This window comes from Bacillus sp. FSL M8-0063, from assembly GCF_038005545.1.
Taxonomy (GTDB): domain Bacteria; phylum Bacillota; class Bacilli; order Bacillales; family Bacillaceae_G; genus Bacillus_A; species Bacillus_A wiedmannii.
Genome location: NZ_JBBOTJ010000001.1, coordinates 1,140,883 through 1,160,782, shown reverse-complemented (window position 1 = coordinate 1,160,782; position 19,900 = coordinate 1,140,883). Strand labels below are relative to the sequence as shown.

The 19,900-nt window shown below is 36.0% G+C and carries 23 protein-coding genes and 1 other RNA gene; 5 read left to right on the top strand and 19 right to left on the bottom strand.

Features of this window, described 5'->3' with window-relative positions; translation table 11 throughout:
• Positions 1 to 43 precede the first annotated feature (43 nt).
• The 6 genes from MKX31_RS06040 to MKX31_RS06015 all read right to left on the bottom strand — a co-directional run bounded on the left by MKX31_RS06040 (position 44) and on the right by MKX31_RS06015 (position 4,022).
• Positions 44 to 1,183 (bottom strand): THUMP domain-containing class I SAM-dependent RNA methyltransferase, encoded by a 1,140-nt coding sequence (locus tag MKX31_RS06040; protein ID WP_064476600.1) that lies wholly within the window; start codon positions 1,181 to 1,183, stop codon positions 44 to 46.
• 180 nt (positions 1,184 to 1,363) lie between these two features.
• An RNA gene (rnpB, locus tag MKX31_RS06035) (RNase P RNA component class B) lies at positions 1,364 to 1,754 on the bottom strand.
• An 87-nt stretch (positions 1,755 to 1,841) separates the two neighbouring features.
• Positions 1,842 to 2,180: a cell division regulator GpsB gene (gene gpsB, locus MKX31_RS06030; RefSeq protein ID WP_000622425.1), complete on the bottom strand. Its 339-nt coding sequence runs from the start codon at positions 2,178 to 2,180 to the stop codon at positions 1,842 to 1,844.
• Positions 2,181 to 2,277: 97 nt separating this feature from the next.
• Positions 2,278 to 2,832: a DUF1273 domain-containing protein gene (locus MKX31_RS06025; RefSeq protein ID WP_048543489.1), complete on the bottom strand. Its 555-nt coding sequence runs from the start codon at positions 2,830 to 2,832 to the stop codon at positions 2,278 to 2,280.
• Positions 2,833 to 2,888: 56 nt separating this feature from the next.
• Positions 2,889 to 3,329 carry a CotD family spore coat protein gene (locus MKX31_RS06020; RefSeq protein WP_000546280.1) on the bottom strand — a complete coding sequence of 147 codons (441 nt, stop codon included), beginning with the start codon at positions 3,327 to 3,329 and terminating at the stop codon, positions 2,889 to 2,891.
• A gap of 156 nt (positions 3,330 to 3,485) precedes the next feature.
• A complete protein-coding gene (locus MKX31_RS06015) occupies positions 3,486 to 4,022 on the bottom strand; it encodes a YppG family protein (protein WP_064476601.1) in 537 nt (178 codons plus the stop codon).
• Positions 4,023 to 4,199: 177 nt separating this feature from the next.
• On the opposite strand from MKX31_RS06015, the gene MKX31_RS06010 reads away from it, so the two are divergent.
• Entirely contained in the window at positions 4,200 to 4,391 is a 192-nt protein-coding gene (locus MKX31_RS06010) for a YppF family protein (protein ID WP_000242661.1), read from the top strand.
• Positions 4,392 to 4,415: 24 nt separating this feature from the next.
• Here MKX31_RS06010 and MKX31_RS06005 read toward each other — a convergent pair whose 3' ends face one another.
• Together MKX31_RS06005 and MKX31_RS06000 are read right to left on the bottom strand one after the other, a co-directional pair.
• The gene (locus MKX31_RS06005; protein WP_000872967.1) at positions 4,416 to 4,760 is read right to left on the bottom strand and encodes a YppE family protein; all 345 of its coding nucleotides are present in this window, start codon (positions 4,758 to 4,760) and stop codon (positions 4,416 to 4,418) included.
• 15 nt (positions 4,761 to 4,775) lie between these two features.
• The gene (locus MKX31_RS06000; protein ID WP_001252042.1) at positions 4,776 to 5,018 is read right to left on the bottom strand and encodes a hypothetical protein; all 243 of its coding nucleotides are present in this window, start codon (positions 5,016 to 5,018) and stop codon (positions 4,776 to 4,778) included.
• Between the two features lie 85 nt (positions 5,019 to 5,103).
• Here MKX31_RS06000 and MKX31_RS05995 point away from each other — a divergent pair, with 85 nt between their 5' ends.
• Positions 5,104 to 5,280 (top strand): hypothetical protein, encoded by a 177-nt coding sequence (locus MKX31_RS05995; protein WP_001982922.1) that lies wholly within the window; start codon positions 5,104 to 5,106, stop codon positions 5,278 to 5,280.
• Between the two features lie 139 nt (positions 5,281 to 5,419).
• On the opposite strand, the gene MKX31_RS05990 is transcribed toward MKX31_RS05995, so the two are convergent.
• A complete protein-coding gene (locus tag MKX31_RS05990; protein ID WP_340980302.1) occupies positions 5,420 to 6,445 on the bottom strand; it encodes a DUF2515 domain-containing protein in 1,026 nt (341 codons plus the stop codon).
• A 103-nt stretch (positions 6,446 to 6,548) separates the two neighbouring features.
• Between MKX31_RS05990 and recU the strand changes: the two genes are divergently transcribed.
• Both recU and MKX31_RS05980 read left to right on the top strand, forming a co-directional pair.
• Positions 6,549 to 7,151: a Holliday junction resolvase RecU gene (gene recU / locus MKX31_RS05985; RefSeq protein ID WP_064476602.1), complete on the top strand. Its 603-nt coding sequence runs from the start codon at positions 6,549 to 6,551 to the stop codon at positions 7,149 to 7,151.
• A gap of 65 nt (positions 7,152 to 7,216) precedes the next feature.
• Positions 7,217 to 9,904 (top strand): PBP1A family penicillin-binding protein, encoded by a 2,688-nt coding sequence (locus tag MKX31_RS05980; RefSeq protein ID WP_088048409.1) that lies wholly within the window; start codon positions 7,217 to 7,219, stop codon positions 9,902 to 9,904.
• 23 nt (positions 9,905 to 9,927) lie between these two features.
• On the opposite strand, the gene MKX31_RS05975 is transcribed toward MKX31_RS05980, so the two are convergent.
• The 10 genes from MKX31_RS05975 to panB form a co-directional block, all read right to left on the bottom strand.
• Entirely contained in the window at positions 9,928 to 10,446 is a 519-nt protein-coding gene (locus MKX31_RS05975; RefSeq protein ID WP_064476604.1) for a YpoC family protein, read from the bottom strand.
• Positions 10,447 to 10,449: 3 nt separating this feature from the next.
• Positions 10,450 to 11,097: an endonuclease III gene (gene nth / locus MKX31_RS05970; protein WP_340980298.1), complete on the bottom strand. Its 648-nt coding sequence runs from the start codon at positions 11,095 to 11,097 to the stop codon at positions 10,450 to 10,452.
• Between the two features lie 15 nt (positions 11,098 to 11,112).
• A complete protein-coding gene (gene dnaD, locus MKX31_RS05965; protein ID WP_064476605.1) occupies positions 11,113 to 11,820 on the bottom strand; it encodes a DNA replication protein DnaD in 708 nt (235 codons plus the stop codon).
• Between the two features lie 121 nt (positions 11,821 to 11,941).
• Entirely contained in the window at positions 11,942 to 13,129 is a 1,188-nt protein-coding gene (gene aspB / locus MKX31_RS05960) for an aspartate transaminase AspB (protein WP_000761545.1), read from the bottom strand.
• Positions 13,130 to 13,147: 18 nt separating this feature from the next.
• A complete protein-coding gene (locus MKX31_RS05955; RefSeq protein ID WP_000758745.1) occupies positions 13,148 to 13,651 on the bottom strand; it encodes a cell wall elongation regulator TseB-like domain-containing protein in 504 nt (167 codons plus the stop codon).
• A gap of 7 nt (positions 13,652 to 13,658) precedes the next feature.
• On the bottom strand, positions 13,659 to 13,829 hold the full coding sequence (locus MKX31_RS05950) for a YpmA family protein (protein WP_000358354.1): 171 nt from the start codon (positions 13,827 to 13,829) through the stop codon (positions 13,659 to 13,661).
• 250 nt (positions 13,830 to 14,079) lie between these two features.
• Positions 14,080 to 16,884 (bottom strand): ATP-dependent DNA helicase DinG, encoded by a 2,805-nt coding sequence (gene dinG, locus MKX31_RS05945; RefSeq protein ID WP_098102163.1) that lies wholly within the window; start codon positions 16,882 to 16,884, stop codon positions 14,080 to 14,082.
• A gap of 128 nt (positions 16,885 to 17,012) precedes the next feature.
• Positions 17,013 to 17,396 carry an aspartate 1-decarboxylase gene (gene panD, locus MKX31_RS05940; protein WP_000490178.1) on the bottom strand — a complete coding sequence of 128 codons (384 nt, stop codon included), beginning with the start codon at positions 17,394 to 17,396 and terminating at the stop codon, positions 17,013 to 17,015.
• A 12-nt stretch (positions 17,397 to 17,408) separates the two neighbouring features.
• Positions 17,409 to 18,257, bottom strand: coding sequence for a pantoate--beta-alanine ligase (panC, locus tag MKX31_RS05935; RefSeq protein WP_098092965.1), 849 nt, complete (start codon positions 18,255 to 18,257; stop codon positions 17,409 to 17,411).
• Complete coding sequence (gene panB / locus MKX31_RS05930) at positions 18,257 to 19,093, bottom strand: 3-methyl-2-oxobutanoate hydroxymethyltransferase (protein WP_000853116.1); 837 nt, start codon at positions 19,091 to 19,093, stop codon at positions 18,257 to 18,259. Before panB ends, panC begins: the two co-directional genes overlap by 1 nt.
• Before the next feature lie 412 nt (positions 19,094 to 19,505).
• On the opposite strand from panB, the gene MKX31_RS05925 reads away from it, so the two are divergent.
• Positions 19,506 to 19,895, top strand: a complete 390-nt coding sequence (locus MKX31_RS05925) for a cupredoxin domain-containing protein (protein ID WP_142315013.1) — start codon at positions 19,506 to 19,508, stop codon at positions 19,893 to 19,895.
• Positions 19,896 to 19,900 lie beyond the last annotated feature (5 nt).

Sequence of the window (19,900 nt, the reverse complement as noted above, 5' to 3'; positions counted from 1 at the left end):
CATTACATAATAGCCAGTATATGCGCGCTGGAGGAGTTTTATACTATGAATTACGCGGTGGACGTTTTCCGAAGTATTGGTAGTAATCTGTACGGATAAATCCATTAAATAGTTTACGTTTCTTCGATGCATCTTTTCCATAACACTTTTCAAATGCTTCGTAGCTTGTTAATACATACGCTGACCATGTGTCTAATGGGCGGAATACTTGTCCCATTTCTTTGTACAATTGTTCAACGAGTGCTTTTTCACTTAAACGTTCTCCGTATGGAGGATTCGTTACAACATATCCATAATCCTCTTTTGTCGTGAAATCTTTTACTTGCATTTGTTTAAATGTAATTAAATCACCTAAACCTACTTCTTCAGCGTTGTCTTGAGCAACTCGGATCATACGATGATCGATATCTGATCCAATGATTTGTAGTGGTTGATTATAATTCGCTAAATCTTCAGCTTCTTGACGAGCTTCACGCCAGTTTTGTTTACCAACCCAGCCCCACGCATCTGATGCGAAGCCACGGTTAAATCCTGGTGCAATATTTTGTCCAATTAATGCTGCTTCAATCGGAATTGTACCTGATCCACAGAAAGGATCCACGAAAGGACGATCCGGCTTCCAGTTTGTTAACTTAATTAAAGACGCAGCCAATGTTTCTTTTAATGGAGCTTCCCCTTGATCCATACGGTATCCACGTTTATGAAGTCCAACACCACTTGCATCAATTGTTAATGTTGCAATATCCTTGAGCATTGCGATCTCAATACGGAATAACGGACCATCTTCTTCAAACCAAGTTGTACGTTTATATGTTGTTTTTAATTTTTCAACGACAGCTTTTTTAACGATACGTTGGCAATCTGAAACACTGAACAACTCAGATTTTAACGATTTACCAATTACAGGGAACTCTCCGTTCTCTGGAATATAATCTCCCCAGTTTAATGCTTTCGTTTTTTCAAACAGCTCATCAAATGTTGTCGCTTTGAATTCGCCAACTTTAATTTTCACACGGTCCGCAGTACGTAACCATAAGTTCGTGCGACAAATCGCCTTTTCATCTGCTTCAAATGTTACTTTGCTGTTTTCCACTTGGCATTCATAACCAAGATCACGAACTTCTCGGGCAACTAACGATTCAATACCCATTGCCGCTGTTGCAATTAAAGTAACTTTTCCCATTTGCATTCACCTCTTATGTATAGTTAAACAATAATTAATAGCAATTTGTCCTATTAATCATTACATTTTACGAAGAATTTTCTCATTAACCATTTTAACTCATAATTTATAACTTCATACAAATAAAAAGCCCTCCTCTAACAAAGGAGAGCTGAGTTATTTCATAGTTGGTTCATAACGTTCTGTAAGCCATGTTCTGTTCCTTTGTACTGCAAACGGCCCACGCCTCGTACTCCGGTGGCAATCATCTATCTACAGGTTATACAACCTGTCCTTTCCCATCGTTCATTTCCTTGGAAAAGATTCCCCTACCATTATTTGGGTTTCTCGCTCGTGGGGTTTACCTCGTTCCACTCCTATCATTTCTTCAAGGACTTCGTCACTGTGGCACTTTAAAGGTAGTCAAACCATATCCGAAAGGACTTAGGTTTTTTCCCTGCCGTTAAACCAGCCTTACAGCCAGAATACCCTAGCTTATGAATTGGCTAGGCACGAACACTACAGCCATCTCAGGCCGTGCGAGCATGGACTTTCCTCTACAACGTTGGCGTTGCAGCGATTACCCAAACGTTATGACATCCATTAGTATAGTGGAAACAAAAAGATTTTGCAATGTTTTTTTCTATGTAAAATGCTTTAACCTTTTTACCACTAAAAATTATTCGTATAACTTACTTCCAAATACAGCTTTTTCTAAATTAGATAGACGTTTTAAAATGTCCGTATTCGTGTTGTTATATACAGGTTGTGCAACTGGTGTTTGTACAACTGGTTGTTGTGGCACTTGCGTTGCTACTAATTTTTGTTCCTCTAATTCACGCTTTAAACGAGCATTTTGTTGCTTTAATTGATCAAACTCCTTGTGGAAAGCTTCATAGTCTTTAATGATCATGTCAAGAAACTTGTCTACTTCTTCTTGTTGATAGCCTCTCATGCCTGTTTTAAATTCTTTTTCTAAAATATCTTTCGCCGTTAATTTAATTTTATCCGAAATCATTTTCTTCACCTCAAATTTTTGCCAAAACTTTCATTACCTAAATTTTTTCAGAAACAACGCCTTTTGTCAATCATATATACGAGTACTATATTACATATTACTCAGCATTATTCCACTGTTCCTCTTCTATTATATCTTGTAAATCAGAAAAAAGAATGAAATAACTGTGATAATTTTCTATTTCTCCTTTTTTCTTTGCTGCTTCTACAATATATTTGGGACTCCCTGGTTTTTCTTCATCATATACAGCTAAAAGTGCATCACTTTTTTCAATAAAAAATTGATTTTTTAATTTAAATTGTTCCGGGCTTTCGTACTTCCGTTTCGTAATACTATCAATATGGTCTGCTTGAGAGAGAATACATTCGTAATATTCACGGTTATCTTCCTTCCAGCTTTCTTCTTGTTCTAAAAACGGAGTAAATACCGCTAATTTTAGATTTGGATATTCTACTTGAATTTCAAAAACAACTTCAGCAGCCCATAATTCGACTCCTAACTGCCCACTTATTATCACCCATTCCAAACCTTCTTCTACAAAAGTAGTTAATTTTCGGTGCAATGCTTTTTTTATACATTCCACCCCTGGATGATCATTTTTAAATATACCAAGTTCAAATGGCTTATATCCCGTTACAGCAATAACTTTCATATCAACACTCCAATTACAAAAAAAGAACTAGCATTTCGCTAGTTCTAACATATCATTTACTTTTTAAATATTCCACCAACGTTTGGTCCAATATTCGGACCTACTGGTGATACATTGTTTGGTAAAAATGGTGATACATTTGGTCCGAATGGTGATACGTTTGGTCCAAACGGAGATACATTTGGTCCTGGACCAAATGGTGATACGTGATGTCCGTGATGTCCATGATGTCCATGACCACATGGTCCACATCCACCGCCGAATCCTGGATCGATTGGGTCTACAACATTTACATTCGAGTTTGTTTGTGGGAAGAAGTTTTGGTTTTTAATTTGTTGATGATGAACATGTGTTGTATGCGTTGGGAAAATGTGTGGCACCACCGTTGTTGAAAAAGAATGTGTTACACACTGTTTCGTCGGATGAATGACAGGAGCAGTTGTACAGATAGGTCCTACAGGCTTATGCCCTCCAAAACAAGGATGACAATGATGCATAGTTTTTTCTCTCCTCTCTCGTTAAAAAAATCTGACTACACTTTACAATATGAGAAAAGAGGGAAAGCCGTTTGTTATATATACCCATTTATTACAAGGAAATTTGTCTAGCTTTCTGCTTTATACGTAATGCTTTTTATAGACAATCCCCCAAGATTACTTACCAAAAAAACCTCCAACTTGCTTTACAATACCCGTCACTTGGTTCATCGCATTCATCATTTGTCCAGCTGTATTCATCATTTTATTTACATCATAGTTACCATCTGAGTTTTTAAATTGGGAAACAAAACTAGAAAATTGACTCGGTTGCTGTTGTTGTTTTTGTTTATTCTGCGTCGGGTACGGTTGTTTTGGTGGATAAAACATCGCTTGTTGATTTCCATAGGGAGATGGTGGTGGCATATAGTATTGTGAATTCATATAAGATTGCTGTTGTTGATCCATATAGGGCTGCTGCTGCGGTTGCGGTTGATTCATATAAGGTTGCTGTTGCTGATCCATATAGGGCTGCTGCTGTTGTTGCGGTTGATTCATAAACGACACTTCAAATGGCTGGTAATAATTTTGATTTCCATAATGAGGCTCGAAAGGATACATATTATACCGTAAATATGTATCCGTATTATATTGGTACATATTTTGCTGTGTATATGGATTAGATTGCTGATATACGTTTGGTTGTTGAAACATGCATTCTCTCCTCCTTCACATAAGTTTCTACATATATAATATGTACCAGTAAAATAATATGTGTGACGGAGTATCTGTCTATTTTTGTCGGAAGTTTAAATTTTTAAAAAATTAAAAAAGAAAACCCTTCCATGCTATGATAATAAAGAAGAAGATTCTCATGGGGGAGGAATCAACATGGTATTAGGGGATTTAAAACAAGCGTTTTCTCAAAAAAAGGGGTATTACACAGAGAATGTAAATGAATTGTTAGACTTTGCGAGACATTGGTATCTCGAAGGAAAAATATGCATTTCAGATTACCGAACATTAATAAAAGAATTAGAAATAAACGGTGCAACAAAACCTACAACAATGACAGAAGCATAAAAAACAAGAGGGTTTCCCCTCTTGTTACTTACATTGCTCAATTATATTTTGCAAAGTATACGAAATGGCTTGATGTGTTTCAAAGAATCGCTTACCTTTACCTTTATTTACAAAACATTGCAACACATTTGTCTGTAAATTATCGTACACTTGATCAATTTGCTGTACATGTATATACTTCGGTTTTTCTTCCTTAATCCATTTATAAGCTAATTCTTTCCACACTTTTAATTCCTCATCTACCATATCTACAAATGGTTTCATATCCTTATAAAAATCGTACTCAATCATTTCTCTTTTTTTCACATTCGCTTCATTATTATACTGCATGAGTTTTTCTGAAGATTGTATTAATGCTTCATACTTCATTTTATTCCCACCTTATTATGCACTCACTACGACGTTTTGAAATGCCTTCACCCAATTCCCTTTTTCTTCGTGATGCACTAATTTATTTTCCATATGCTCAATATGCATTTCTGTTATTTCTATTTTATTGCATATTTTTTCACTCGTATCCTTCAATGCATGATTCATTCTAATCCCTATATTCATTTCCAGCAAATCGAGAGAACTTAACATTTGATCCATTGTTTTCATTACATCTTCCTTCTGAACCATCGCCATATACAAAACGCCCCCTTCTTTGCTTTTCCTTTGTCATGTAATTTCGCCGAATGACTCTTCACTCCTGCTCACATGACAAAACTAGTTGTTATTCGTCAAAGAAATCATTTTGTATGTCATTTATAGAAATGGTAACAATACAAAAAGGAGGTGTATGAAAATGGCAAAGAACAAAAACGAAAAAAAGAAAAAACAAAACAAACAAAATAAACCCGAGACTGGCAACCCTAAGTTAGATGGTCCAAACTTCCCTGCTACATAAAGTGAAACTTTAGCACTTTTACAAAAAGCTAATTTCTAAAGCATCCTTAATCTCTTAATTAAATTTTTAGCATACAGGGCAGGATTACTTCACATTAAGAAGTCCCGTCTTCATTTATGAAGACGGGACTTCTTTTTTATTATATCACGAACTCATCCATCCTTTTAACAAAACGATTTACGATAGAAGCAACATATATTTGCTCCCTCTTTCTTTTATACCATTCTGTTATATCAACTTCCCCCTTATACTCTTCCAGTAGAAACAACTCATTTATTTCCGTATCTCTACAAAACCAATCTCTCATACTTATTTCCTTATGTGCAACGACAGGATAAACCTCTCTAAGGGCTGGCGTACAAGATTTTCTAGCTTCTCTTACATAATATTCATAATCTGCTCTTGATCCTGTGTGTATAGTTTGCAATGCAAACCTATGGAATGAACTTTTATAATTCGGATGAAACAGTAACTCCGCTAGTTTCTGCCCTAGTTCTATACGCTTTTGTAACGTTTCAAATTGATAAACTGAAAAACCATACATCCTCCCTTCCACAGTCGGAAAAATAACAGCACTAATATGAAGCATTTCTTGCAATTTAAAAAGTGCAGTATGGAATACATGTTTTTTAAAATATGTATTCTCAATAACTGGTTTTTGAATTTTATTTTGCTCATTTATAATAAGCGCTGTCATGAGCCTATTTATATCTTTTTTTTCCCAAAAATAAATCCATTCTTTTTCCATAAAAATTGATACGTTAAAATATTGTAACAAATAGAATAGTGGTACCTGCCTCCTCTTACTTTCTTCGTATAACAATAGCTGAGGAAATGCATCTAAAAAAATAATCCAATTCGCTTCTTCATAAGTCAGAAACAAATGTTTTTTTACTGTTTGAGGTAAAACAGTAGCATAATATATCCCTTTTAAATCAGTCATATTCCATCCCGCATTTCTCGAGACCATACTTGCTAAAAAGGCCCACCTAATTTCACTGTTCCTTACATAATATTCTTGATAAGAGTGTGTTCGAGAAATGTTGTCCATATTAGCCATTTCTATTTTCCCCTTAATGTTATAAACGATTGTTTTTTCTTCGTCTGTACAAACCATATTTTTACGATATTGTTTAATTTTTTCATAATCATTCCATGTAAACATAAATAAGTCATCATACCTTTCTTCAAAAAGGTCACATCTTTTTTCATTTTTTGTTATAATCACCTTTGTAAGTAATTCTTAGCAAGTTGGGAGTGGACACACTATGACCATTCGTTACCCAAACGGAAAACGGTACAATCAAGCTTCACAACCTCATAAAACACCAATTAAAAAACATACTTATAGTAATAGAGGTATGTCCCTTGAAGAGGAATTGAATGAAACAAATGAATATTACTTAACCCATAATATTGCATGTGTACATAAAAAGCCTACACCTCTTCAAATTGTAAAAGTAGATTACCCCGCTCGAAGTGCTGCAGTGGTAAAAGAAGCGTATTTTAAACAACCTTCTACAACAGATTACAACGGTGTATACAAAGGGAAATACATCGATTTTGAAGCGAAAGAAACAAAAAATAAAACCAGCTTTCCACTTCAAAACTTCCACCTTCATCAAATTGAACATATGAAGCAAGTACTCGCTCATGATGGAATTGCATTTGTTATTATTAAATTTACACTTTTTGATGAACTTTATTTACTAGATGCAAAACATATTATTGCATTTTGGAATCGTCAAAATACTGGTGGACGGAAATCGATTACGAAAGAAGAAATAGAAGAGCATGGATCTTTATTATCATGCGGTTATCACCCTCGGATTGATTATATCCGTGTACTAGACACGGTTTATTTTTCGTGATAGAGTCATCACTAAGGCTCTTTTTTCGACTTTTGGGGAGAGAATGAAAGGTAGGAGAAAGTATAATGTCAGATAATTATCGTTCTCGTACAGAACGAAATCATGTAAAAAATCAAAAGCAAGAAACAAATAAAGAGAACAAACCAAAGAAAAAAGGCTCCTTTTTAAAAAAATTCCTTATAGGTTGTCTACTTCTTGGTATCGTTGGTCTTGTAGCTGGCGTTTCCGCTTTCTTTGTTATGGTGAAGGACGCTCCAAAATTAGACAAATCAAAACTTGTCAATCCTTTATCAACAAAGTTTCTTGATAAGAATGGGAACTTTTTCTATGAATACGGTGCTGAAAAACGAACCCACGTTACGTATGATCAAATTCCAAAGGTAGTTGAAAGTGCATTCCTTGCAACTGAGGATTCACGTTTCTATGATCATAATGGAATTGATTTTAAACGAACTACAAAAGCAGTTATGGAAAATGTCACTGGAGGCTTCGGATCTCAAGGTGGTAGTACGATTACACAACAAGTAGTCAAAAACTATTTTCTAACGATGGACAAAACTGCGAAGAGAAAAGTACAAGAATGGTACCTATCTTACAAATTAGAGCAACAATACTCTAAACATGAGATCTTAGAAATGTACTTAAATAAGATTAACTTAGGTAACCGTTCGTACGGTATTGCAACAGCAGCCAAAAAATATTATAACAAAGACTTAAAAGACTTACAGTTACATGAAGCTGCAATGCTTGCAGGTTTACCCCAAGGTCCTAATATTTATGACCCAACAAAACAAGACAACGTTGAACGAGCTACACAACGTCGTAACGTCGTATTATCATTAATGAATCGACATGGTTATATAACAAAAGATGAAATGAATAACGCAATGAAAATCTCTGTAACTGAGGGTCTTCAACCGTCTTCAGAAGTAACTGAGATGAAGTATCAAGCATTTTTAGATGCTGTTGTAAAAGAAGTTGAAAAAGAATATCCCGATATAAATATCGGTTCAGATGGTTTAACGATTCATACAACACTGGACCAAGATGCTCAAGATTACGCTGACAAAATTATGGATGGCAATCTCATTAAGTATCCTAACGATCAATTCCAAGGATCATTCGTATTTATGGATACACAATCTGGAGAAGTTCGAGCAATTGGAGCTGGGCGTAAAGAAAGTAAGTCTACTTTCAAAGGTCATAATATGGCCATTGATCTAAAACGCCAAGTTGGTTCAACAATGAAACCAATTTTCGACTACGGTCCAGCAATTGAGAATTTACAATGGTCTACATACCATCAATTAAATGACTCAGAGTATACGTATTCCAATGGTAAAAAAATACGAAATGCAACAAATAGTTACAAAGGTGACGTTTCACTACGTGAAGCTTTGAAAAAATCATTAAACATCCCGGCTTTAAAAACAGCCCAAGCGGTGGGTCTTCCTAAGTCACAAGCGTTTGCTGAAGGGTTGGGTATGACATTTAAAGACGGCAAAACATATGAATCAACAGCAATTGGTAGTAACGATAGTTCTCCATTAGAACTAGCAGGTGCATATGCCGCATTTGGTAATGACGGTGTATATAATAAGCCTCACTTCGTAAAAGAAGTCATCTTCCCAGACGGGAAAAAGAAAAACTTTAAGCCGAAAGAACAACGTGCAATGCACGACTATACAGCATATATGGTTACTGACGTACTTCGTGACGTAATAAGACCTGGTTCTGGTGGTACAGGTCCAACAGCATACGTTTCCGGTATAGACGTAGCTGGTAAAACAGGAACACAAAACTTTGATGAAGACGTTATAAAAAAATATGGTATCCCAGCTGATGCAAACAGAGATAGCTGGTTTGCTGGATATTCACCGCAATATACAATGGCGGTGTGGACTGGTTACGAAAAAGATAGCTCAGAAAATTACATTGGCGATCGCTCTACTAGAATTGCGCAACAAATGTTCCAAGTAATGATGAGCAAATTCGCTACAGATAAATCTCGTTTCGAACGCCCTTCTTCTGTACAAGAATTATATGGTGAATTGTACGTAAAAGGTGCTAAGAAAGATGCGGTTAAACAAATTAAAGTAGATGCACCTAGTGGTCTTAATGTCGCTTTCGATGGCGCTAGCACAGTTACACTAAACTGGTCTGGACCAGCAGAAGTTGATGCGTATGCAGCAAGCTATAAAGCAACTGACGGTTCAAGTGGTAGCCTATCAATAAGTGGTACGACAGCTACTCTTGGTGGTATTAAACCAGGCGTTACTTACAGCTTCTCTGTAGTAGCGAAAAAAGGTAATGGAACAAGCCCTGCAGTTGGTGCATCCTTCACTGCACCTGGCGGAACTCCAGACCCGAAAAAAGCTGAAGAAGAGGCTAAGAAGAAGGCTGAAGAAGAAGCTAAGAAAAAAGCTGATGAGGAAACTCAGAAAAAAGCTAATGAAGATAAACTAAAACAAGAAGAAGCTAAGAAAAAGGCTGATGAAGAACAGCGTAAACAACAAGAGCAACAGCAACAACAAGAACAACAACGTAAACAACAAGAAGAAGCTCAGAAAAAGGCTGCTGAAGAAGAAGCCGCTAGAAAGAAAGCCGAAGAAGAAGCTGCTAGAAAGAAAGCTGAAGAAGAGGCTGCTAGAAAAAAAGCTGAAGAAGAACAACACAAGCAACAAGAACAACAACAAAATACCGGAGGAGATACACCTCACGCAGACGGAAATGTTGTTACAACAGAATCTTAATACAAAAAAAGAAGTCCTTTCTCTTAACGAGAAAAGGACTTCTTTTTTGTTATCATTTTCTTTACATATAGCTTTTCTATTTCAATATACAACTGCGCTAACTGAATGTAGGAATGATAATTATTCGGTTTCTTTATAATGAACGAATATCGCTCCATAAAATTAACTGGTTGTACTTCCAATTTACTCGTATAAGCTTCCATTTCATTCAAACTATGAACAGGTTGCTCATTTAACCAAAATACAATCGATAACAAATGTGCCGCAAAAAGAATCATTGGACCTTCAGCTTCTTGCTTATTTCTGTTTCGAAATAGTGTAGCAATGTCTTCATGCTTACTTTTCCACACTTTCAACAGTACAGGAATACTATTTTCAATTTCATTCCATGGCTCATATTGTCTTTCAATATCATGTATAAAGTAAGTATTTTGTATTATTTCTTCAAAAGATTGGTCTGTGTGATACGTAATCGAATTCGCACTCTCTTTAAAAAATGGTACGCACCGAAACTCTTTCGGTATTTCTATAACTCGCTCCATCCTTTATTTCCCCTTCATTCGTTTCTTTCCTTCGCGACATATTTCTAGTAATCGGCACTCTTCACATTGTGGTCGTTGCGCCTTACAGTAATAACGTCCAAAGAAAATCATACGGTGGTGTGTAACTCCCCACTCATCCATTGGAATTTTCTTCATCAATGTCTTTTCCACTTCTAACACAGAATCTTTCCATCTACAAATTGCTAACCGTTTACTCACTCTCTCTACATGCGTATCAACAGCAATCGCTGGAATTCCAAATGCAACCGAAACAACTACATTCGCTGTCTTTCTTCCTACTCCTGGTAGTTTCGTCAGCTCGTCCCAGTCTTCTGGAACTTTCCCGTTATAATCATCTAGCAACATCTGGCACAATTTTTGAATGTTTTTCGCCTTATTTCTAAACAATCCAATGGAACGTATATCTTGTTGTAATTCTTCTAAAGACACACTTAAATAATCCTCTGGTGTTTTGTATTTTTGAAATAAATTTTTCGTCACTTTATTTACAAGTGCATCTGTACATTGTGCAGATAATGCCACCGCGATTACTAATTCAAACGGATTATCATGAATTAATTCACAATGTGCTTCTGGATACATATCCGCCATTGTGTCTAAACAATAGCGAATTTGCGTTTTATTTAACATATACTTCCTCCTACATTACTGCTCCAACCAATTATAAAAAGGCACTTTCCCAGTAAATTTCGTCTCTTGTTTTGTCGTTTGCTGCGTTCGTTGTTGATTTGCTCTAAATTTCCGTCCTTGGTTTTGGGCTTGATCTACTGTTTTAATACCATTCTTTTTCCACTCAAATAAAATACGATCAATATATCGGAAATTAAGCTTACCACTCATTACAGCTTCCCTGAGGGCCGCTTGAATTAAATTCGGATGATGTTGATCTTGATCTTCCCACATACCCAACGTTTCACATTCAAACGGAGAAAGTGGTCTTCCAAATTCTTTTTCAAATACTGTATATAAATTTACTTGCAGTTGTTTTATTTCTTTTTGTTCTTCCTCTATTGATTCGTTCATTAAGAAATGCAATATTTTTTCCCATAGCGGTTGTAAAGAATAACTTTCACAAATCATCGCTTCTGATTTTTGTCCACCTTCTAATGATAAAAAACCTTTTTGAATCAATGTCTGAATTACTTCCATACATTTCATTTCAGTAATCGTCATCCGTTCTGAAATCTCTGACGGAGTCGGGAACGAATTGCCCGATTCTAAAAATGTGTGTACATGAAGTACAACCATAAATTCCACTTCATTTAACCCTAATTTTTTATAATGCATCATAAGTAATTTTGGAATTGCAATGCTTCCCTGCTCAAACCACTGTAACATCATTTTCTTTTTCATCACCAAACACCTCGCTCTCTAGTATAACACACCTTTCGCTATTTCTTTTTGTCACAATTCGTCAAAAAAACCTCCCTATTATGTAGGAAGGTTTTTTGTATTGCGTTAATAAAATATACAATTAAGCTTGCACTTTACTTTTCATAAACGTATGAATGCGTTCTAATGCTTTCTCTACTTGTTCAAGAGATGTCGCATATGATAAACGAACATTATTTGGAGCACCAAATCCTGTACCTGGTACAAGAGCCACTTTTTCCTCTTCTAATAGAGCTTTTGCCCAATCATCTACAGTTTCGTATCCTGATAAAGCTACAGCTTCTTTTACATTAGGGAATAAGTAAAATGCACCTTGTGGTTTAATGCAAGTAAAGCCAGGGATTTGAATTAATTTATCATAAATAATGTTTAATCTTTCTTCAAATGCTTGACGCATTGTTTCTACAGGTTCTTGTGAGCCTGCATATGCTGCAATTGCGCCGTATTGAGCGATTGAAGTAGGGTTTGACGTACTATGACTCGCTAAGTTCGTCATCGCTTTAATAAGCTGCTTATTTCCTGCTGCATATCCAATACGCCATCCTGTCATAGAATGAGATTTAGATACACCATTAATAATAAGTGTTTGTTCTTTTAATGCATTAGAAAGCTGGGCAATCGAAGTATATTCTGCTCCACCATAAATTAATTTTTCATAAATTTCATCTGAAACGATTAAAATATCGTGTTCTAAACATACTTCTCCAAGCTGTTGTAATTCCTCTTTGCTATAAATCATTCCTGTTGGATTGCTCGGTGAATTAATAATAACTGCTTTCGTTTTCTCTGTAATTGCCTCACGCAGCTGCTTCGCTGTAATTTTGTACTCATTGTCTTCCAGGCCTTCTACGTAAACTGGCTTACCTCCAGCAAGCTTTACTTGCTCAGGATAACTTACCCAATAAGGAGTTGGGATGATAACTTCATCTCCTTCATCAAGCAACACTTGGAATAATGTATATAATGCATGCTTTGCACCGTTACATACAATAATTTCAGATGGATCATACGCAATTCCTTGATCACGTGTAAACTTCTTCACAATTTCTTGTTTTAACGCTTGTAATCCACCTGTTGGTGTATACTTCGTATGTCCTTCTAACATCGCTTTATGTGCAGCATCCATAATATGTTCTGGCGTATTAAAGTCAGGTTCTCCTGCCCCTAATCCAATTACATCATGACCTTCTGCTTTTAATGCTTGTGCCTTTGCTGTAATTTCTAAAGTTGCAGATGGTGTTAAAGCAGCTACTCGCTTTGCTAATTTCATTTGTAGTTCCCCCTACATCTATTTTTCAATGCTGTAATGACCAGCATAAGCCCCATTTTGAAACTCTAAATAATAATACGTATAACGATCTTCCTGATCAATATATGTAATTTCCCACAACGGAATATCGTTTTGAGCACCTAATTTTACTTTTATAATTTCTTTTGGCTTTGGCTTCGGCTCATCGCCTTTTCCTGTAGCTTGTTCAGCCAACTTTTGCAAAGCTTCTTTTTCAGGAATACCTTCACTCTTTTTCTTCACAAGGACATTCCCTTTTTTATTTGGCACCCAAACAATAATTTGTTCTCCTTTTTCGTCTACACCTTGTACGACTGTATATGAAGAATTTCCGTTATAATAATCTACAGATTTTACTTTTGTAAGCTTTGCCTTTTCTTTTGCAATTTCTACAGATTTTTCCTCTTTATGGATTTTCTTTTCCATTGCTTTATTATAAACATACGCCCCATATATTCCGCTAGCAACGATTACGATAACGATTGCAAAGATCCACTTTTTCATTGTATCACTACGTTCTGTAGATCGTAAATACAGCTGTTTCTTTATCTTTTTCGTCTAATGCTAATCCGAACATGAGGTCCTGCTCTTTTAACGTACGATTCAAACTATCAACGATTTTATACAAATCAGACGAATATTTAAGACGCGTCGTTGATAGGACTTCGATTTTCTTATCCATGAAAAAACTCCTCCGTTACACAAAAATTTCTAATTATAGAAGAACGCAATACGGTTACAATAAGAGTACATTCTTTACAACCCCTGCTTCATCACCCATCTATTATAGCAGGACATGTACTGCAAAAAAAGGTTTCAAGTCGAAAACCAATACATTTTGTATACAAGAAGTAAGAAAAATAAAATTCCTCCTACCCACATTTTTTACGCCTGAAGCTTAAATGTACTTCAGGCGTATTTTTCTTCCAATTTTATTTATTTGGCCGTTCCTTTAATTGTTCTAATAATTCTTCTAAAGGGCCTTCATAAAGCGGAACAGTTGGGATTGATTGTAAAAAACGTTTTCCATAAGAAGCGCTTGTCAAACGACGGTCTAATACAAATACTGTTCCGGTATCTGTACTTGTTCTAATTAGACGACCAAATCCTTGTTTGAAACGCAAGATTGCTTGCGGGAGTGCTAACTTAGCGAATACGTCCTGTCCTTGATTTTGTAACCACTCTCCTTTTGCTTCCATCATCGGTTGATGCGGAGGTGTAAAGGGAAGTCGTACAATAACAAGACAACTAAGGGCATCTCCAGGTATATCTATCCCTTCCCAAAAACTACTTGTTCCTAACAAAATCGATTTGTCGAACTCTTGAAATTTACGAATGAGACGACTTCGGCTCTTATTATTCACACTTTGCGTTAATAATAAATACCCCTCTAATTCCTCATCATTTTTCAAATTCGTATACGCTTCTTTTAACATCTCATAAGAAGTGAATAAAACAAGCATTCTACCTTTTGTAGCTTTCGCTATTTTTGCAATATGTGCCGACACAGATTCAATATATTCTTCATTACTTGCTTGCTTAATAAAAGGCACATCTGTTGAAACCATTAATTTCATCTGTTCTTCAAAACGGAATGGTGACGGAACCTGTAATGTATTGGGAGCAAAATCATGTAAACCTAGCTCTTCTTTTATATAGTCAAATGAATCGTTTACTGTTAACGTTGCTGATGTGAAAATAACACTCTTTTTCTGTGTTAAAAATTCATCCGCAAGCCTTTCACCAATATGAACAGGCTGTGCATATAAAACGGTTGAATGAATTGTCCCCTTCGTTTCAGTCTCCATCCATGTCACGTATGAATTTTTTTCTAAAATGAGTAATTGTAAAGATTGTTCCATCTTTCTCAACAACTCAATTAAATGCATAAATTCACCTGTAACAACATGCATCTCCCATTCTAATTTACTTTGCAATATATCAACTTGCTTCTCAAGTGTAGTCAATAATTTTCTTACATCGTATACAAAACGATTTGTTAACTCGGTAATGCTATCCCATAACTTACCTTTCTCTACTTCCGTGTTATATCGATAAATGAGTGGCATATTGCTTATCCCTTGTTCCTGCTTTGTTTGTTTAAAGATGAAAGCACGTAACATTTGGAATAGCTCATCCGCATCAAATTTCAATTCCTTCAAACTATGACTCACCATACGGAAAGTCGAACGAGAGGCTTGCTCTGATTTTTTCATCATTTTATATACTTTAGAAAGTACATCATCTGTTTCTAGCGTACCAAGACGAGATAAAACTAATTGAAAATACATACAGGAGAACTGTTCACCTAATGTTCTACTCGCCGCTTCCTCGATATGATGAGCTTCATCAAAAATAATATGTTCACATGAAGCAAATAGTGGTTCTTCGCTTGAAAAATCTTGAAATAATAACGCATGATTTGTAATAACGATATCTGCAAATAATGCTTTATTCTTTGCTCGTTGATAAAAACAACGGCTATACCAGTTGCTTTGCATCCCGCCTGGACTATGTACATCACTACAAATACGGTTCCAAAGTAACTTTCCGCCCTCAGGAATATTTAATTCATCACGATCGCCAGTTTCTGTTTGCAATAACCACACTAAAATTTTTGCCTTTGTGAGCGCCATATCATAATTTTTCTCTTCCTCTTGCAAAGCATATTCAAATTTATGTAGACAAAGATAATGCTTTCTTCCTTTCAAAAGAGCTACTTCAAATGAAAATGGCATTATTTTCTGTAATAATGGAATTTCTTTTTCTAATATTTGTTGTTGCAGTTGTACTGTTTGGGTACTTATGATGACAGGTTCTTCTTTTTTCGTTGCAAAATAAATACTTGGAAGTAAATATGCAAGAGTCTTCCCTGTTCCTGTTCCTGCTTCAATTAGTGAAAACCTAGAATCTCTTAGTGCTGTATATATTTCCTTCATCATAATCTGTTGGCTTTCTCTTTTTTCAAACTTTGGCATATTCAATTCAAGTTTATCGATTGCCTTATGCAAGAAAGCATCAAATTTAGATGAACATGTTTCACTGAGATTTAAAGCATAATTTCGTTTTCGAAGCGCAATATTTCGATATACTTCATACCCCTCTGCCCCTTTTCTACCATGCATCATTTTCTTTAAAATATTTTCAGAAAGTACATCCGCTATATCACTTTGAAAAACATCGCTCAATTCATAAAGCGATTGCAAGGTGACAAGTGGCAAATTTTCAATTTCATTTAAAAATTGTAAAAATAATTCCGCTGTTGCAAGAGCATCACTATCCGCACGATGCGGTTGATCGTGCTCTAATTCATGTTGTTTAGCTAAATCACGTAATTTATAACTATCAGCCGTCGGCAAAAGAATTTGCGCCAACTCAACTGTATCAACTTTCGGACAATGTACTTCTGTATATCCAGCACGCCTTAATTCTTCTGTTAAAAAATTCCAATCAAAGTGAACGTTATGTGCAACGAAAGCTGCACCTTGCAATAGCTCAACAACCATCGGGGCTACATCTTGAAATAACGGGGCTTGCTTAACCATACTCTCATCAATCCCTGTTAATTCTGTAATAAATGGCGGAATCTCTCTCTTCGGATTAATAAAAGATGAAAAAATCTCTAGTATCTCTCCATCTTCCACTACAACAGCTGCGATTTGGGTAATTTTATCCTTCCCGTCCTTCCAGGAGTTCCCTGTCGTCTCTAAATCCACAACGACATAACGTTTACTCATATATGTAACACCTCAATTTCTTACCTATCAAACACAAAATTATATAATGTTACTATACCACGTTTTATCTCATCTTAATGAAAAGATGCACAAAAAAGCTATCTCCGTAATAGAGATAGCCTTCTTACTTATAATATCGTACCCGCTTTTTCAGCGCCTAACATTTGGATAATTTGATTATCATCGTCTAATACTGCAATTTTCGGCTCTTGGTTATGAATATTTTCTTCTGCCACTAAACCGTAGCAAATAATAATAACTTTATCCCCTGGCTGTACAAGCCTTGCAGCTGCACCATTTAAACAAACAACACCGCTACCTCGTTCTCCTTTAATAACATATGTCTCTAAGCGAGCACCATTATTGTTATTTACAATTTGTACTTTTTCATTTTCTACAATATTTACTGCATCCATTAAATCTTCATCAATTGTAATACTACCTACATAATTTAAATTTGCTTCTGTTACCGTAGCGCGATGTAACTTCGCTCTCATCATTGTGCGAAACATAGATGCTCCCCCTTATTTAACCGTTAATGTTATATTGTCAATTAATCGTACATTCTCAAATTTAACTGCAATTGCTAAAATCATTCGTCCTTCAATTTTATCTATTACTTGTAGTGAAGGATAGGCATATAAATCAGCATAATCTACAGTGCCTTTCGTATACGTCTCAATATACTCTTTCACAAGAGTTGTAATGATTTCTGCATTACGTTCGCCTGCTTCAATTCTTTCTTTCGCTTTACATAGACTGCTGTATAAATGAGGAGCCTCTTCACGCTCTTCTTGTGATAAATACACGTTACGAGAACTTTTCGCTAATCCATCTACTTCCCTCACAATATCCACTGGTACGATCGTAACCGGGATATTAAAATCAGCGACAAATCCTTCAATGACAGCAACTTGCTGTGCATCTTTCATACCAAAATAAGCACGCGTTGGCAATGTAATATTAAATAGTTTCATTAGTACAGTCGCAACTCCAGCGAAATGACCAGGTCTTTGTTTGCCACATAATACATCAGTACGTTTCACAACTGCTACTGTTGTCGTTTGTTCTGCTGGATACATTTCTTCTACGCTCGGATAAAATAAATAATCTACACCGTTTTCTTTTGCTACATTTTCATCTCTATCAATATCACGAGGGTATCGATCTAAATCTTCATTCGGCCCAAACTGTAGTGGATTGACAAACACGCTTAAAACTACAATTTCATTTTCTGCTCTTGCCTTACGTAATAAAGTCGCATGACCTTCATGTAAATAACCCATCGTTGGAACAAAACCAATACTTTTTCCACTTATACGAAGTTCGTTTGTAATTTGCTGCATCTCTTGCACTGTAGTTACGATTTTCATTATTGTTTTCCTCCGTATAACGCTAAGCATTCTTCCTCTTTCATTGTGAACGAATGTTTTTCTTCTGGAAATTGTCCCGTCTTTACTTCAGTAACGTATTGTGAAATCCCTCGCACAATCTCCTCTTGAACAGACGTATATTGCTTCACAAATTTCGGAACACGATTTACGCCGTATGAGATAAGATCATGATAGACAAGTACTTGCCCATCTACTTTTTTCCCTGCTCCAATTCCAATCGTCGGAATTGTTAGTTGCTTCGAAATTAATTCCGCTAACTGCATTGGCACACATTCTAACACAAGCGCTATCGCACCAGCTTCCTCACATCTCTTCGCATCTTCTATTAATTTTTTTGCACTTTCAGCATCTTTCCCTTGTACTTTATACCCACCTAGTACTCCTACAGATTGAGGAGTTAAGCCTAAGTGTGCCACGACAGGAATTCCCGCATTCGTCAAGTAATGAATAGTTGATACCACTTCCCCTGCACCTTCTACCTTCAATGCATGAGCACCACTCTCTTGAACAATGCGGCGTGCATTCACCATCGTATCTTGAGGCGACACATGATACGACATAAATGGCATATCAGTTACAATAAACGTCTCTTTCGCTCCTCGGCGTACAGCTTTCGTATGATGAATCATATCCTCTACTGTGACAGGTACTGTTGAATCGTAGCCGAGCACAACCATCCCAAGGGAATCTCCAACTAGAATCATATCAACTTCAGCTTCTTCTGCTAACTTAGCAGATGGATAATCATACGCCGTTAGCATCGTAATCGGCTCACCTTGCTCTTTCATCTTCAAAAAATCTGTTTTTGTTTTCAAAAACTACTCCTCCTTTATACAGGAGAGAGGAGATGGCCGAAATCATATAAAAAACCCCTCTGGCCATAAAAGGGCAGAAGGGTTGTGTGTTAGTCGGCATTATTCATCCCTCTGTCCCAGTCCGTTATTGGATCAAGGCAGAATCCAAGTTATTATTTTTCGTATTGCTTCGAATCATGGTGCAGTTCGCTCTGATACTGCCCACATTCGAACTAATTATAGCAAACTCCAAAAAGGAATTACTACATTTTTTTGAAAAAATAATTTTTTATTCCCATTACGGTATGTGAAAATTTCATAACTAACGAACTCATAGAAAGGGTAAATAGCTTTTAGTTTATATGCATTGTATAACTCGTGAACTAATGATGCAGGTTAATTGAGAAAAGTACTTACAAAAGGAGAATTGCGAATGTTTATGAACAAATGGTTATTTCCATCGACCGGTTTGCTTCTGATGATTGTAGTGATGATAACTTTTAGCTCCTTCCATGCATTTGCCTCAGTTAACGTCGTAACACAACCTATCGATTCAACGAAAGTAATTGAGGTCGAACTGAATGATGATTACTTTCATCCAAACGTCATCACCATTCCAATTGAAGAGTCAACAACATTGTTATTAAAAAACAAAGGTAAGAATGAACATACCTTTACAGTAAAAAAACTCGGCATTGATGTCGTAGTCGAGTCAGGAAAAGAAAAAAACATTACCGTGAAACCTAAAAATACTGGTACATATGAATTAATATGCCGGTACCATCTTCTTAAAGGAATGGAAGGCAAAGTAATAGTCAAATAAAAAGA

Bases quoted from the DNA above. Each gene is read 5' to 3' on its own strand.
- MKX31_RS06040 (WP_064476600.1), bottom strand. From the start codon at position 1,183: ATGGGAAAAGTTACTTTAATTGCAACAGCGGCAATGGGTATTGAATCG.
- gpsB (WP_000622425.1), bottom strand. From the start codon at position 2,180: ATGATTTCGGATAAAATTAAATTAACGGCGAAAGATATTTTAGAAAAA.
- MKX31_RS06025 (WP_048543489.1), bottom strand. From the start codon at position 2,832: ATGAAAGTTATTGCTGTAACGGGATATAAGCCATTTGAACTTGGTATA.
- MKX31_RS06020 (WP_000546280.1), bottom strand. From the start codon at position 3,329: ATGCATCATTGTCATCCTTGTTTTGGAGGGCATAAGCCTGTAGGACCT.
- MKX31_RS06015 (WP_064476601.1), bottom strand. From the start codon at position 4,022: ATGTTTCAACAACCAAACGTATATCAGCAATCTAATCCATATACACAG.
- MKX31_RS06010 (WP_000242661.1), top strand. From the start codon at position 4,200: ATGGTATTAGGGGATTTAAAACAAGCGTTTTCTCAAAAAAAGGGGTAT.
- MKX31_RS06005 (WP_000872967.1), bottom strand. From the start codon at position 4,760: ATGAAGTATGAAGCATTAATACAATCTTCAGAAAAACTCATGCAGTAT.
- MKX31_RS06000 (WP_001252042.1), bottom strand. From the start codon at position 5,018: ATGGCGATGGTTCAGAAGGAAGATGTAATGAAAACAATGGATCAAATG.
- MKX31_RS05990 (WP_340980302.1), bottom strand. From the start codon at position 6,445: ATGTTTACATGGAATGATTATGAAAAAATTAAACAATATCGTAAAAAT.
- recU (WP_064476602.1), top strand. From the start codon at position 6,549: ATGACCATTCGTTACCCAAACGGAAAACGGTACAATCAAGCTTCACAA.
- MKX31_RS05980 (WP_088048409.1), top strand. From the start codon at position 7,217: ATGTCAGATAATTATCGTTCTCGTACAGAACGAAATCATGTAAAAAAT.
- MKX31_RS05975 (WP_064476604.1), bottom strand. From the start codon at position 10,446: ATGGAGCGAGTTATAGAAATACCGAAAGAGTTTCGGTGCGTACCATTT.
- nth (WP_340980298.1), bottom strand. From the start codon at position 11,097: ATGTTAAATAAAACGCAAATTCGCTATTGTTTAGACACAATGGCGGAT.
- dnaD (WP_064476605.1), bottom strand. From the start codon at position 11,820: ATGAAAAAGAAAATGATGTTACAGTGGTTTGAGCAGGGAAGCATTGCA.
- aspB (WP_000761545.1), bottom strand. From the start codon at position 13,129: ATGAAATTAGCAAAGCGAGTAGCTGCTTTAACACCATCTGCAACTTTA.
- MKX31_RS05955 (WP_000758745.1), bottom strand. From the start codon at position 13,651: ATGAAAAAGTGGATCTTTGCAATCGTTATCGTAATCGTTGCTAGCGGA.
- MKX31_RS05950 (WP_000358354.1), bottom strand. From the start codon at position 13,829: ATGGATAAGAAAATCGAAGTCCTATCAACGACGCGTCTTAAATATTCG.
- dinG (WP_098102163.1), bottom strand. From the start codon at position 16,884: ATGAGTAAACGTTATGTCGTTGTGGATTTAGAGACGACAGGGAACTCC.
- panD (WP_000490178.1), bottom strand. From the start codon at position 17,396: ATGTTTCGCACAATGATGAGAGCGAAGTTACATCGCGCTACGGTAACA.
- panC (WP_098092965.1), bottom strand. From the start codon at position 18,257: ATGAAAATCGTAACTACAGTGCAAGAGATGCAGCAAATTACAAACGAA.
- MKX31_RS05925 (WP_142315013.1), top strand. From the start codon at position 19,506: ATGTTTATGAACAAATGGTTATTTCCATCGACCGGTTTGCTTCTGATG.